We start from the raw sequence: 12,906 nt of genomic DNA, 5'->3' as shown, positions 1-12,906 counted from the left end.
ACTGAAATGCGGCCACCCTAACACGGCGCGCTGCACACGTCAGGGATGTATTCTGCCGCCTCGCCTGTCAGCCTAGACGCGCCGGTTGACCACGAACACCGCGGCCGCGCACATCGCCATGCCGGCAATCGCCAGCGCATCGAGCTTCTCGTCGAACAGTGCGTAAGCCATCAGCGCGGTCACGGCGGGCACGAGGTAGAACAGGCTCGCGACCGACGTCGCCGCGGCGTGGCGGATCAGCCAGTACAACAGCCCGATCGATCCGATCGAGAGCGCCACAGTGAGCCAGGCGAGCGCGAGCACGAACTCCCGCGTCCAGTGCACCATGCGATCCTCGAACAGGAAGGCGCCGATCGCGAAGAAGATGGTGACGGCCACATATTGCACGAAATTGCCGGCGCGCCAGTCGATGTGGTTGCAGTAGCGGCGCTGATAGAGCGTGCCGAGCGTGATGCTGACCAGCGAGACCACCGAGGCGAGCCAGCCGAGCCCGGCTTCGCCCGTCATGGGGCGATTATGCAGGATCAGCACGACGCCACCGAGGCCGAGCACGAGCCCCGCCCATTGCACCGGCGTCACCTTCTCGCCCAGCCAGCGGTTGGCGATGGTCGAGGTCAGGATCGGCTGCAGGCCCGGAATCAGCGCGGAGAGCCCGGCTGGAATCGAATGCGCGATCGCGATCGCGGTGCCGCCGAGATAGAAGCCATGGACGAGGATGCCGGCAACCGCGCTATGCGCGATGCCGATTCGGTCCGGCCATTTCGGCCGCGCGATGCCTGCGATGGTCGCCATCAGGCCGACCACGATCGCCATGCGGATGGCGAGATAGGTCAAGGGATCGGCATTGTTGATGACGTATTTGGTGCCGATAAATCCGGTGCTCCAGAGCAGGACGAACAGGATCGGCGCAGCGCGGGCGGTCAGGGCTTCTTGATTATGGTTCATTGCCGCCCTCATTGCCCGATGGGGGCCTATGCGGCAATGCGAATTTCGACCTGAGCGACGCTGCGCTGCGACGGACAGCGGCTCGGATCAGCCGCTCACCATTCGTCCGGACAGGGGTCGATGATCTTCCAGAGCTCGACGCCGTTCTTGATCTTCTTCATGTCGGTGGTGAGCCCGCCATTGCGGCGGATCCAGTCCTTCACCGTGTCAGGATAGTAGGACATCAGGTCGGACGTCCCTTCCGAGCTGGTGACCTTGATGCCGAAGGTGAAGGCCTTGTCGTAATAGGCCCGATGGAAGCCGAGGCTGGCGCGCGGCGTCACGCAGATCTTGTTCATCGGCACGATGCCGAGCACGAGCGTACAGGCCGAGTTGCAGATGCCGTCGATGATGACGCGCTCACCCTTCTCGCGGACGCGCTTGTACTTGGCCTTGTACTCCTCGACATAGCCGCCATGGTCGCGGGTGATGTGCAGCTCGGCCCGCGCTGGCGTGGCGGCGGCGAGACAGAGCAACAGCAGGCTCAAAAGCGTGATGCGCATGGCGGCGGACGACGAAAGCCTTCAGGAATGGGACCGGCCTCGAAGGACCCCCAAAGGGCCGGCAACAGGATTCTTATCCGAATTCTCTTTGGTCATACTTGTGTGGGGAATTCGTTAAGCATCCCGAAAAGGCCAAAAATGGGCAGGATCCGGCCGCACTTCCGGCAATTCTGTCACACCCACCCGGGAATCTGCGGGACTGGCCCCGTTTTCCGGCTTCCGGACGGGTGTCCTGGCGGCCTGAAATGGCTATAACCGGCTGACCTATTCGCGCGGGTTCCGGAGAATCGAGATGAGCAAGTTGAAGCTTGTAGCCGCGGTTGCTGCCCTGTCGGCCGCAATCCTAGCCCCTGGCCTCGCGGAGGCGCGGGGACATCACCGCTACCATCGCTCCTACGCCAACCCGCTGCCCTACCCGATCAGCTATCTGCACAATTACGGCCCCGGCATCACCCCCGGCACCTTCGCCTATTACGACGGCCCCTCAACCAACCACTGCTACCAGAGCGCGGCCGCCTATGTCGGCCAGGACCGCCGCCGGCACCCCTGCTACTGAGGGGCGCTGGCGCGTCCGCTGCGGGCGTCCCTACCGGGCGACGCCCGACAGCAGCAATTGCTTCTCGATCTCGTAGACCGGCAGCTTGACGAGGTCCTTGCCCACCTCGCCCTGAAGCGCCTTGCGCACGACGTCCGAATAATCGGCGCGGATCATGCCGAGCGCACGCGGTGAGGCCACCATGGTCAGGGCCGACGTCTCGCCCGAACTGACCGCGGCGTCGAGCCGGCTGGCCAGGCCGCGCAGGAAGGCGCGCTCGGCCTCATCGTGCCAATCGGTCTGCTCGACCGAGCTGCGCGCACCGCCGGCAGCGCCATGCAATCGGCCCGGCGCGTCGCTTCCTTGCGCGCTCGTCGGGGGATTGGGGTGCTCGTGCACCTCCCTGGTGTGGAGGTTCGGAAACATCGCGTCGCCGAGGTTTTCCAGAATGAGCGCCTTGCGCCCGTCGCACACGACCAGCCAGTCACCCTTGTCGATTCTCATCTTGTCCATTGCACAGCTCCAAGCAAACAGTGGGCGACCGATGCGTACGACCGGCCGAACGCTCTTCGTATTCCGCGAAGGACGGCCCACGGCGACAAGACTAGGGAGGAAGCATCAAGGGCGAATTGCGCAGGATCAAGGATGATGGCGATGTGCCGCGAGGCGAGCACGGCATGGCCAGAAGCGCGGAGCTGGCGTAGTCTGGCGGAGCTGGATCAGGCCCGCGGCGGAGCAACTGAAGGTTTGTTCATCAGCATTACATTTCGGTTCCGCCACAATTTGATCAGAACAACTTCGATATCCTGTATTGCGTAAGCAGAGGAAGACATCATGAATCTCAAGATTGGCCTCGTCGCCGCGTCCCTGTTCGGTGCCCTCGCGGCATCGCCGGCGGCGTCCGCCATGCCCATTGCGCCGGCACCTGCGGTCCCGCAGATCTCTGACGTCGAGCAGGTCCGTATGGTCTGCGACGCCTGGGGGCGCTGTTTCTGGCGTCCGAACTATTATGGCTATTACGGCCCGCGGCCGTACTACGGCCCCCGATATTATGGACCGCCGCGCTACTACGGCGGCTACGGCCCGCGCTATGGTTATTACGGCTATCGCCGCTGGTAACATTCGAAGGGGCCCTCGGGGCCCCTTCGCTTTTGCGAGATCGCGGATGGCCCACGCGCCTGTTCGGCCGGTCTGGAGCAATTCCAAAACTGATCCAGATCAAAGAGGAAAATTCGCCGCGCCGTCATTCTATGGCGATGGCCGATTTGATTGTTTTTCGATGCCCCCAGACGGGCATGAATGTGCAGACCCATCTGGAGAAGCAACAGAGACCGGAGGGACGCAGCTTCGAGTCCTTCGCCTGTCCTGCCTGCACGCGCCTGCATTTCATAGACCTCGCCTCCGGCCAACCGATGAGCCGAGAACGTTGACGGTGACAATGATCTGACGGACGTCATGGCATGATGTCCGCAATACTACGGCCCGGAATCCCGTTTACTGACGCGCGATGTTTCGCCATTGATGGCGATGTACCGACGTTCATTTGATTGTCACATTGCAGCAGCCGACCAGACGCATGTTCGACGCCCTCGCCCCGTCCTCCGCGCTTCAACTGATCGGCTTTGCCGATGTCGATGCCTTTCGGCCGATCGAGTCGATGGAGGATGCCCGAAGCATTCCGCTCGACGTCCCGAACTTCGCCGCCGCCCGCGCCGTCGTCTCTCTGCCGGCGTGCCGCATCATCGTGATGAGATCCTTCGCGCGCATCCTCGACACCGCCTATCGCATGCCGGGCGGGATGGTGATCCTGTCGATGACCGACGACCTTCAGGTCAATTCCAAGGGAATGGATCTCGACGCGCGCTTCTTCGTTGCGCTCCGCGGCAACGATGAATGCCATTTCGTCGAACCCAAAACCAATTATCACGCGATGATCATCTTCTCTCCGGGCCTGAAAGACCGGGGCTGGTTCGATCATGCCGACGATTTGCGGGCCTATGTCGCGAACCGGCCCGCGCTGCTGCACATGCGGCAACTCCTGCTCGACATTCTGCGAACCGCGTCGGTGCAGCCGCTCCTGTTCGAGACCACCGAGGTCGCCGCCCATCTCCAGGAAGGCCTGCTGCTCGCGCTCGACGATTTGTTTCGGATCGATGCGCGCCCGGATCGGAGCACCTCGGTCCAGGGCGGGCGGTCGATCAAGCTCGTGCAGTGGGTCGACGATTACGTCGCGGCCTATCCGACCGCTCCGATCTACACGGCCGATCTCGCCGGTGAGTTCGGCGTCTCGATCCGGACGCTCGGCGGCGCCGTCAGCAAGGTGCGCGGCATGAGCCTGCACCAGTACATCCGCCTGAAGAGATTGTGGGCGACACGCGCCCGGCTGCTCAAAGGCGGCGGCGCCACGGTTGCCACCTGCGCGCGCGCCCAGGGTTTCCACCACATGGGCGAGTTTGCCGCGGCCTACCGTGCCACCTTCCACGAGGCGCCCTCAGACACGCTGGCGCGGGGCCGGCAGACCAGGCTTCCGGCAAGCTGACGCCGCCAGCCGCGCGCGACCAATCAAACGGCCGAATAAGCGGTAGTGCGGCGCCAGTCTTCGCGATGATATGTGAGGACAAGCTCAACATCGGTTGGTGCTCAGAGCACCGAAGCAATGTTCGGCGGATTCCATTGGGGGCAAAATCATGCAGCTGCTTCCGAGTTCCAGGAGCAGTCGATGAAAAGGGTAGCGACCCGGCAGCGGCGCGAGCTATCCTGACGCCCGACAACATCGGGTTGGGGCACCGAAATGAAAGCAAGAACAATGGCGGGAGGTCCCGCGATCAGGATTTCGCGTCTTATCAAGCCAGCGACAGAATCAGAGCTTAGCCTTTGGAGGTTTCAGAGTTTTGCGGCGTGGGGGGCATGTGTCGGCGCTATTGCGGCTGGCATATTTGCCTATCTGATCTTGAACGCCACCAAGCTGGACCTAAGCGCAAACCTCGCGCAGGACTTCCCGGTCGTCCAATCGGATTTTTCGGACAGTGCAGCAGTCAAGCGTGCTGAGAAAATCTTCTATGTCTTGTTCTACGCGTTCGGTATCGCCACAGCCTTCGCAGCGCTCAGGCTCAGGAAGTTCTTTGAAGGCCGTTCGCTGATCCTGTTCGCCGTCTCGGCGCTGGCAATTGTCTTGGCGCTCGAGGCATTTCTCCAGGCTGCATTCCAGCAAAAACCTGAGATGATCGCGCTGGCCCTCTCGGTCGCAGCGATCTTCATTCCCTTCGTGACACGCATCCGGGCCCAAATCAGCATCCAAGGCGCCCCGGCGCTCCAGTCGATCAAATTTTTTGAGTTTGGATGGATTGACGCTGTGCTGATCACGGCATTGCTCGCCCTTACCCTACCAGCGAGCGTGCAACGCTTGGCTGGGATGGCTGCGGGCAACGCCCACGCCGTATCGTATCTGGTTGGGCCGGCACTCTATCAATTTACTGATGGCCTGGTGCCCGGCCGCGACTTCCTGTCCTTCTACGGATACGGACCCACCTACTTATTTGGTCGACTGCTCCGCGCTGACACAAACGTTCTGTATTTGCGTTACATTGGGTTCGTTGCTGCATGTCTCGCGATCTATCATCTATCGGCTTATTGGGTGCTGCGCGACTTCTTCCAGAGCAGAGCACTGCCGTTTCTCCTGGCGGTCGCATTTCTTGTAATCTGTCAATTTGGCGACGGCGAAGCGCTCAGCGCACCGTCTGCTCTCGCCATTCGGTACATGCTCGTGTTCATTGCCTCTGGCATCCTTGCGCATTACCTGGCGCAACCTTCAGGTCGGTTATTGGTGGCGATGTCCGCCGTCTGTGCTGGCTCGATTTTCTGGAACACCGAGACGGGGATCTATACTTGGGCCGTGGGCTGCGCCGCGTTGTCAGTGCGGCTGTTCGAGAAACGCTGGCCTTGGGAGGTCGCTGCATTCACCGGACTCTCCATCGCGATCCTGATCGCGTTGTTCGTCGCCGCCTTCGGTCCGGCTGTTCTTTCGCTGGACTTCCTGCATGCCTTTCTCGCGCCAATCGGGCTGCACAGCGTCTCGAATTGGGTGGGGGTGACGATGAACTGGCGTCCCGGATTTGGGACGATTTACCAATTGATCTTGCCGGCGATGGCCATCGGCACAATTGTTAGCGTTGCCGCAACGTGGGCCAACTGGCGCAGCATCGAGCGCGCGTATCTTCTTGTACTGTCACTCGTCGCGCTGGTGTTCATGGCGAAGTGGATGAATCGGTCACTTGACGCGGTGTGGCAGCAAAACGCCTTTGCTTATCTTGCGGTTTGCGCTTGGTGGTGTCGATCTGCATTCCGCGTCGTCCTCGGCCAAACGACCTCGCAACTCGCCCCAGCGTTATCGTTGGCGGCAACAGCAGCGATCTCGGTTGTGGTGTTGCTGGGCGCGCAGGACAGACAACAGAGCGTGACGATCGGGTTGCGGTCGTACTTGCAATATCCAAGCATCGCCAGACTGAAGTTGGGACGAGGAGCGGGAGAGGTTCGGATCTCGCTCGACAGCAGCGATATCGATCTGGTCAACAAGGTCGTGCCACGCGATGGTCGCATCTTGCTATTGTCCGACCACGATTGGCTCGTTCTTGTGGCCCTTGGCAGGGCACCCAAGAGCTACTTCCTCCCTTTCCGGGATACGTTCAGCCCGGAACATGTCGCTCGCAGCTTTGCCGAGGCTGACCATTTTATTTTGGAGCGCGACGCGACCTATCAGTACGATTGGCTGAAGGAGATGTCCGAGCGCATCCTCTTGGACCAGTTCGAACGTACGGAAGAATCGACCCGGTTCGTCCTGTATCGGAGGAAATCATGAGCATCGGGGGATGTGTCCGGATCCATGCCGACCTGCGGCCGAATAGCAAAGGCCTCGCCCCAACAAAAAAATGTCAATCCCATCAATTGCTTGGGGTTATCATGGGTTTCCGCCAACAGCTTGGCGCGCTCGGAAGGATTCGAACCTCCGACCCTCGGAATCGAAATCCGATGCTCTATCCAGCTGAGCTACGAGCGCCCTGGCCCGGGTATTGGACCGAGACCGAAACGTGCCGGACCGTTGCTGGCGAACCAGCATACCGGGCGGCGTTCGGACGCGTTCGAATTAGCAGAGAGGCTGGCCAATAAAAAGCCCTTCCCGCCTCCAGCGAGGCGGATCAGAGCCGGCTCTCACCAGGTCGTGTTGAAAAGACCGAAATGCGGCTGCTGGGCCACCAGCATCATCGGCCGGCCGGGCTGCTGCGGCGCCGGATGCGCCCGCACAACCTTGCGCTTGGGCTGAGCCTGGGCCGGAGAAGCCTGGGCCTGAGCCTGCGGCTTGGCGTCGGTCTTCTTCGCTGTGGCGGCATCAGCCTTCTGGCCCGGCGTGAACTGGGCGAACGTCTCGCGCACCCGCGCCTTGGCCGACATCTCGGCGAGCGCCGCCGAGGCGGCATCCTGCACCGGCGGCTGAGGCGCAACGACAGCGGCGGTCTTCACCGCGGGCGGGGCAATCGTCGGCTGGCTGGTGTCGAGCACGACACGCTCAGGCAGGTGCCGATCGGACCGGATCCGGATCAGCGGCTGATCGTTGCCGGCGGTCGCGACGGCTTGCGTCACGGGCGAGGCCGGCAGAGCGAAGTTCACTGCCAACAGCAGTGCGAGCAAGGCTCCACCGACAAAGAGAAAATACCGAAAGATGGGCATTGGCCGCACTCCGCCCCCCGCATCCCCGCGTGGGCACTCCGCCTTAACAGGCGATACTTTAATTGGTTCCTGGCCCAGCCGTTCGGTTCAAATGGCGACGCCAAGTTTTTTGCCAAGGACCGGCAAGGCCTGGAAAGGGTAACTTTTCCGCTACCCGAAAATGCCGCCCTTTACGCGCGACGGGCTGCAACCAGCGAGCATTTGGCCTGATCGGCATTAACGTTGACGTAGCCGACAGTGATGCGCGCAAAGGTCTTGCGGCTCTTCATGCTGACCGTGTCGGCCAGAACCCGGCTGCGGTCGGTGAGATGACTGCCATCGCGCCGTGCGAACGCGCAAACGATCGCCACATCCTTTACGGCATAGTCATTGTCATTTCGCAGCGTGAACGTCACCAGCGCCTTCGAGCCAAGCCCGCCGCGGCGCCAGGTCTGGGAGGAAATCCTGAGACGGTCGAGTTCTGCCAGAGCCTGGGCTTCGGACGCCGGCGTGACCGCAGCTGCCGCATCGCCCGTAGGCGCCGTCTCGACGGAGGCCAGCTCCGGCTTCGCCGGTTCAGCGCTGTTGCCTTTGGAGAGCGGCAGCAGCATCCAGACGCCGCCACCGACGATGATGGCGGCCAGCAGCCACAGAAGGCTTCGGCCAAATGAGACTCTCGCGACCGTCACGATCCGTGCCAGGCGCTCGCCCATGCCGGCGAAGCGTCCCAACCCGACCCGCTCAAACCCTGCGCTCATGGCTGTATCACCGATGGTGGCCGCAACAGGTTCAACGGCGGACTCGGCCACTGCTTACCTTAATCCGGGAGACGAACTAAGGTTCCCGCGCTTCAAGCGAGTCGGCAACGACGGTGGCGATCACTGGCCGGGGCCGCTAACATGCGCCGCAATATCGAAAGACCCTGTTGGGAGAACATGAAATGCCAATCGCCGTCACTTGGGATCACGTCCATCTGCGCAGCCCCGATCCGGAGGCCACGGCGGCCTGGCTGCGGGACATCCTCGGTGGCGAGATCGTGCGCGCGCCGGGACGGATCGACGTGAATCTCGGCGGCGCCAGGATCTTCATCGCGCCGCTCGAGGGCGACAACGCCGTCAGCCCGCCGCCGCCGCATCCGCACCAGGGCCTCGACCATTTCGGACTCACGGTGAAGGACATCGACGCCGTCGCCGCCGAGATCAAGGCCAAGGGCGTCACGTTCACGCGCGAGCCGACGACGATCCGGCCCGGCGTGCGCATCTGTTTCATCCGCGGCCCCGAAGGCATTTCCATCGAGCTGCTCGAGCGCGACAAGAAATACACCTGACGCGGCGCACGCCGCATCGGCCATCAGCGAGACCAGGCGACGTGCCGCCCGGCGCGGCTATGTCATGCTGCCGGGCATGAAGCAGCGGATGGTGACGCCCATATAGCCGTAGATGGGCCATACCATGGTGCGGCCGACCCTGTTCGGCTCCGAGATCACGGCCTCCTCCGGCACGTCGACCCAGACGAGTTCCTGCTGCTGGCCCTCGAGCGCGTAGCCATAGCGCGGGACGCGGACACGATAGTGCCCGTCCTTGCTGTCCCAGTCGGTGTCCGAGAGCGCCGAGCCGTCGGCATCGGAGCAGCAAGGCCCCTTGCCGCTTCGCAGGCTGTCGAACCAGGCCTTCAAATCCGCATTGGTGTTGACGAACTGGCCGCGGTCGCGGGCGTGCCCGAAGGGGGCTGCTAGCGCAATCAAGGCCACGGCGCATGCCAACCTCGTCACGCTTCGCCAGCGTGCCGCTCGACCGATCCGCCGTCGTTCGCTTTTGCAATTCGTGGGACGCGCACTGTACTGACGCGGCTGATCGCCGCTGGAATCGATCCAGTTGCTCACGTTTGTCTTGCTCCAGCACCCCGCGGCCAGTGCAACAATGGTTATGCATTTCGCGGGCCAACTTGATTCGCAACGACTGGCCACGCCTCATGATGAGACCGTCATCACCGCGTCATAGACAAGTCGGGACAATTACGGTCCGCGCCACGGAACAGCTTGCCGGCCGGCAAACTGCCGCGTTGCGCGAGGGGATGCGCTTTGGCATAAAAGCTCTACCGGTTACGCCATTGGGCGATGGCGGCCGGCCTGCGGGACGTTATGAAGAACGGCCTCTATTCGATCCACGTGAACCTGCTCGATGGTCGAGTCGGCAAGGGCAGCGGCGTGATTCTTTTCCGCGACGGCAAGATCCTTGGCGGCGATGCGTACCTCTATTACACCGGCAGCTACGTGGTGAAGGATGACCACTCCTTCAAAGGCGAGGTGCTGGTGCAGCGGCACACCTCACCGCGGGGCGACGACAATCCGCTGTTCGGCGGACCGGCGCCGGTCGGCATCGGTGTCAGCGGGACCTACACGGACACCCGCGCGGAGATGACGGGAACGGCGCTCGTCGGCAAGGCCAGCCTGATTTTCGGCGCGACGCTGCACAAGCTCGCCGACGTGGATTAGCTATTCCGCAGCCTGCTCGAGCGGCGCCGTGCGCGGCAGGATGATCTGGATGCGCGTGCCCCCGCCCGGCTCGGAATCGAGATCGAGCCGGCCGCCGAGCCGGTTGGTGACGATGCTGTAGACGATGTGCAGCCCGAGTCCCGTGCCGCCTTGGTCGCGCCGCGTCGTGAAGAACGGATCGAAGGCGCGGCGGCGCACGTCGAGCGACATGCCGCAGCCGTTGTCGGAGAAGATGATCTCGACATTGTCCTTGCCGGACTCGCGCACCTGGATGTCGATGATGCCCGGACGCCCGTCGGGAAAGGCGTGCGCCACCGAATTGAGGAACAGGTTGGTCAGCACCTGCCCGTAAGGGCCGGGATAGCTGTTCATGGTCAGGCTTGGCTGGCAATCGACGTTAAGCGTCAAATTGTGTTTGCGCAGGCCCGGCCGCAGGCTCATCACCACCTGCTCGGTAAGGTCGCCGAGATCGAAGCTGCGCTGGTCCGAATAGTTGCGGTCGGCCGCGACCTGCTTGAACGACTGGATCAGCTCGGCGGCGCGGTTGAGATTGGAGACGAGCTGCGAGGATGCGTCGCGGCTGGTGTTGAGGAAGTCGTTGAGCGTGGAGCGGCGGAGCTCGCCGCGCTCGACCTCGGACGTGAACATCGCGGTCTTGCGCTCCAGCGCGGAGGCGACCGTCAGGCTGATGCCGACGGGATTGTTGACCTCGTGCGCGACGCCGGCGACCAGCCGTCCGAGCGCGGCGAGCTTCTCCGCCTCGATCAGCGAGGCCTGGGTCTCGCGCAGATTGCGCAGTGCAGTCTCCGCCGATTCCTTGGCTTTGCGCATCTCCTGCTCGCCGCGCTTGCGCTCGCCGATGTCGAGCGCGACCGTGACGATCCGCTCGATCTCGCCCTCGGCATCGAGCAGCGGCAGCTTGTTGACCAGCCATTGCCGCATGTTGCCGGAGCTATCCTTGTACTCCTCCTCGTAGAAGCCGAGGCCCTTGCGGAGCTTGAGTACGCGCTTGTCGTTCTCGTCGGTCTTGGCCGCACCGTAGCGCGACATCAGGTCCGCCGTTGTGCGGCCGAGCGCGTCGCCGGGCTCGATGCCGAAGATGCCGGCCATGTAGCGGTTCATCAGCACATAGCGCAGGTCGCGGTCCTTGACGTTGATGACAGCGGGCACGGTATCGATGACCTGCTGGAGCAGGCGCCGGCCTTCGGCGATGGCGTCTTCCGCCCGCTTCTGGTCGGTGATGTCGCGCAGCGTGCCCTCGTAGCGGATGATCTTGCCCTGCTCATCCCGCACGCCGGTCGCGCTGTCGGAGAGCCAGAGGATGTCGCCGCTGCGCTGACGCACCTGGTACTCGAACTCACGCACCATGCCGTCGCGATGCATGAGCCGCTGATACTCGACGCGCGCCTCGGGATGGACGTAGATCGTGTGGGCGATGTCGTTGATGCTGTCGATCAGGTGCTGCGGGCTGTCATAGCCCATCATCCGCGCCAGCGCCGGGTTGGCGTTGAGGAGGTCGCCGGCCGGTGTCGTCACGTAGATGCCGTCGACCGAGCCCTCGAACAGCTTCCGGTAGCTCTCTTCGGCGAGGCGCTGCTCGGTGAGCGCGCGCACCGCCGCCTCGCGCGCGGTGTCGGCCTCCTCCAGCGCGCGGCGGAACACTTCGGCAGCGCGTGCGATGTCGCCGATCTCGTTGTCGACATCGGCGGACGGGATCGAGGTATCTTTCTGGCCGGCCGCAAGCGCGCGAATCGACCTTGCGATCTGGGCCAGCGGACGCACCGTCCGCCGCACCACGAAGCCGGCCGCGAGGATGCCGATCAGCACGCCGATGCTGCCGAGCACGATGCTCTGCCACCGCGCCTCCGTGAGCGTGCGGGCAAAATCGCGCGCCAGCACATGGCCGCGCCTTGCGCTGACCTCGCGCAGCAATTCGGTGACGCGGCCGATCAGCCGGCCCTCGGTGCCCAGCACCTCGCGGTCGATATCGGCGATCTGCCGCTCCCGGACGGCGACCGCCATGATCGCCTCGGCGTAATCATTCACGGCCGTCCTGAGCTTGGCGTCGGCGATGTCCATCGTCCGCATGTTCTGCGCGGCCTGCTCGGCCGCGGAGGGATTGCGCGCGAGCAGCCCGAGCGCGATCCGGCTCTGCGCCTCGGACAGGCGGGAGGCGAGCTCGCGGTCCGCGGTGCCGGAGACAGCCGCGTCGAACTGCTCGCGCAGCGGCGGCAGTCCGGCGAGCAGCTGGGCGCGGCGGTCGATCAGGGTGGAGATCCGCTCGAGGCCGTTGCGATAGGTCGCAAGGCGCTCGGTGACCCCGTCGATCATGTCCTGCTGCTCGGGCGCGAGCTCGATGCGGGTCTTCTTCAGGATGTCGCTGAGCGTCGAGGCCGCCTCGCCCACCTGCTTGAACTGGATGCCGGCGCCGGGGTCGGTGACGAAGTCGCGCGCCGCAAGGCGCAGCTCGTTCATGCGGCGGTCGATGTCCTCGGCGAGGTCGCCGACGCTCTGGAGCCGCTGCAACTCGGCAAAGGTCGTGTCGATGTGCCGGATCGCGATCACGCTCGCGGTCGAGGTGACGATGATCACCGCCAGCACCAGGATGAAGCTTCCGAACGTAAGCTGGCCGATGGACAGCGAGAAGATTCGCTTTTTCTCGGGGGGCGGCGTCAATTCGGCGGACATTG

The 12,906-nt window shown here is 63.5% G+C and carries 13 protein-coding genes and 1 tRNA gene; 6 read left to right on the top strand and 8 right to left on the bottom strand.

All coding sequences use genetic code 11. The features are described from left to right. Window positions 1-72: 72 nt before the first annotated feature. A complete protein-coding gene (locus BM118_RS38335; protein ID WP_092192979.1) occupies window positions 73-945 on the bottom strand; it encodes a DMT family transporter in 873 nt (290 codons plus the stop codon). A gap of 95 nt (window positions 946-1,040) precedes the next feature. Beyond that, the gene (locus BM118_RS38330; RefSeq protein ID WP_092192977.1) at window positions 1,041-1,487 is read right to left on the bottom strand and encodes a hypothetical protein; all 447 of its coding nucleotides are present in this window, start codon (window positions 1,485-1,487) and stop codon (window positions 1,041-1,043) included. Between the two features lie 292 nt (window positions 1,488-1,779). On the opposite strand from BM118_RS38330, the gene BM118_RS38325 reads away from it, so the two are divergent. After that, complete coding sequence (locus BM118_RS38325) at window positions 1,780-2,043, top strand: hypothetical protein (protein ID WP_027549261.1); 264 nt, start codon at window positions 1,780-1,782, stop codon at window positions 2,041-2,043. Window positions 2,044-2,073: 30 nt separating this feature from the next. Here BM118_RS38325 and BM118_RS38320 read toward each other — a convergent pair whose 3' ends face one another. After that, window positions 2,074-2,535: a host attachment protein gene (locus tag BM118_RS38320; protein ID WP_177235055.1), complete on the bottom strand. Its 462-nt coding sequence runs from the start codon at window positions 2,533-2,535 to the stop codon at window positions 2,074-2,076. A gap of 321 nt (window positions 2,536-2,856) precedes the next feature. On the opposite strand from BM118_RS38320, the gene BM118_RS38315 reads away from it, so the two are divergent. The 3 genes from BM118_RS38315 to BM118_RS38300 all read left to right on the top strand — a co-directional run bounded on the left by BM118_RS38315 (window position 2,857) and on the right by BM118_RS38300 (window position 6,877). After that, window positions 2,857-3,141 (top strand): hypothetical protein, encoded by a 285-nt coding sequence (locus BM118_RS38315; protein WP_092192974.1) that lies wholly within the window; start codon window positions 2,857-2,859, stop codon window positions 3,139-3,141. Between the two features lie 457 nt (window positions 3,142-3,598). Further along, the gene (locus BM118_RS38305) at window positions 3,599-4,561 is read left to right on the top strand and encodes an AraC family transcriptional regulator (RefSeq protein WP_092193061.1); all 963 of its coding nucleotides are present in this window, start codon (window positions 3,599-3,601) and stop codon (window positions 4,559-4,561) included. Window positions 4,562-4,813: 252 nt separating this feature from the next. Then, on the top strand, window positions 4,814-6,877 hold the full coding sequence (locus BM118_RS38300; protein WP_143099595.1) for a hypothetical protein: 2,064 nt from the start codon (window positions 4,814-4,816) through the stop codon (window positions 6,875-6,877). Between the two features lie 121 nt (window positions 6,878-6,998). Here BM118_RS38300 and BM118_RS38295 read toward each other — a convergent pair. The 3 genes from BM118_RS38295 to BM118_RS38285 all read right to left on the bottom strand — a co-directional run bounded on the left by BM118_RS38295 (window position 6,999) and on the right by BM118_RS38285 (window position 8,480). Beyond that, window positions 6,999-7,075: transfer RNA gene (locus tag BM118_RS38295), tRNA-Arg, on the bottom strand. A gap of 152 nt (window positions 7,076-7,227) precedes the next feature. Beyond that, the gene (locus BM118_RS38290; RefSeq protein ID WP_092192970.1) at window positions 7,228-7,743 is read right to left on the bottom strand and encodes a hypothetical protein; all 516 of its coding nucleotides are present in this window, start codon (window positions 7,741-7,743) and stop codon (window positions 7,228-7,230) included. 170 nt (window positions 7,744-7,913) lie between these two features. Next, window positions 7,914-8,480 carry a hypothetical protein gene (locus BM118_RS38285; protein WP_177235053.1) on the bottom strand — a complete coding sequence of 189 codons (567 nt, stop codon included), beginning with the start codon at window positions 8,478-8,480 and terminating at the stop codon, window positions 7,914-7,916. A 182-nt stretch (window positions 8,481-8,662) separates the two neighbouring features. Between BM118_RS38285 and BM118_RS38280 the strand changes: the two genes are divergently transcribed. Continuing rightward, window positions 8,663-9,049 (top strand): VOC family protein, encoded by a 387-nt coding sequence (locus BM118_RS38280; protein ID WP_092192966.1) that lies wholly within the window; start codon window positions 8,663-8,665, stop codon window positions 9,047-9,049. Between the two features lie 57 nt (window positions 9,050-9,106). On the opposite strand, the gene BM118_RS38275 is transcribed toward BM118_RS38280, so the two are convergent. Next, on the bottom strand, window positions 9,107-9,604 hold the full coding sequence (locus tag BM118_RS38275; protein ID WP_092192964.1) for a hypothetical protein: 498 nt from the start codon (window positions 9,602-9,604) through the stop codon (window positions 9,107-9,109). Window positions 9,605-9,862: 258 nt separating this feature from the next. On the opposite strand from BM118_RS38275, the gene BM118_RS38270 reads away from it, so the two are divergent. Continuing rightward, the gene (locus BM118_RS38270) at window positions 9,863-10,216 is read left to right on the top strand and encodes a GrlR family regulatory protein (RefSeq protein ID WP_027549252.1); all 354 of its coding nucleotides are present in this window, start codon (window positions 9,863-9,865) and stop codon (window positions 10,214-10,216) included. On the opposite strand, the gene BM118_RS38265 is transcribed toward BM118_RS38270, so the two are convergent. Next, the gene (locus BM118_RS38265) at window positions 10,217-12,904 is read right to left on the bottom strand and encodes a PAS domain S-box protein (RefSeq protein WP_092192962.1); all 2,688 of its coding nucleotides are present in this window, start codon (window positions 12,902-12,904) and stop codon (window positions 10,217-10,219) included. Between the last annotated feature and the right edge of the window lie 2 nt (window positions 12,905-12,906).

This window comes from Bradyrhizobium sp. cf659 (assembly GCF_900113725.1).
Classification (GTDB): Bacteria; Pseudomonadota; Alphaproteobacteria; order Rhizobiales; family Xanthobacteraceae; genus Bradyrhizobium.
Note: the sequence above shows the minus strand (reverse complement) of the source record. Positions and strands in the feature narration are given on the sequence as shown.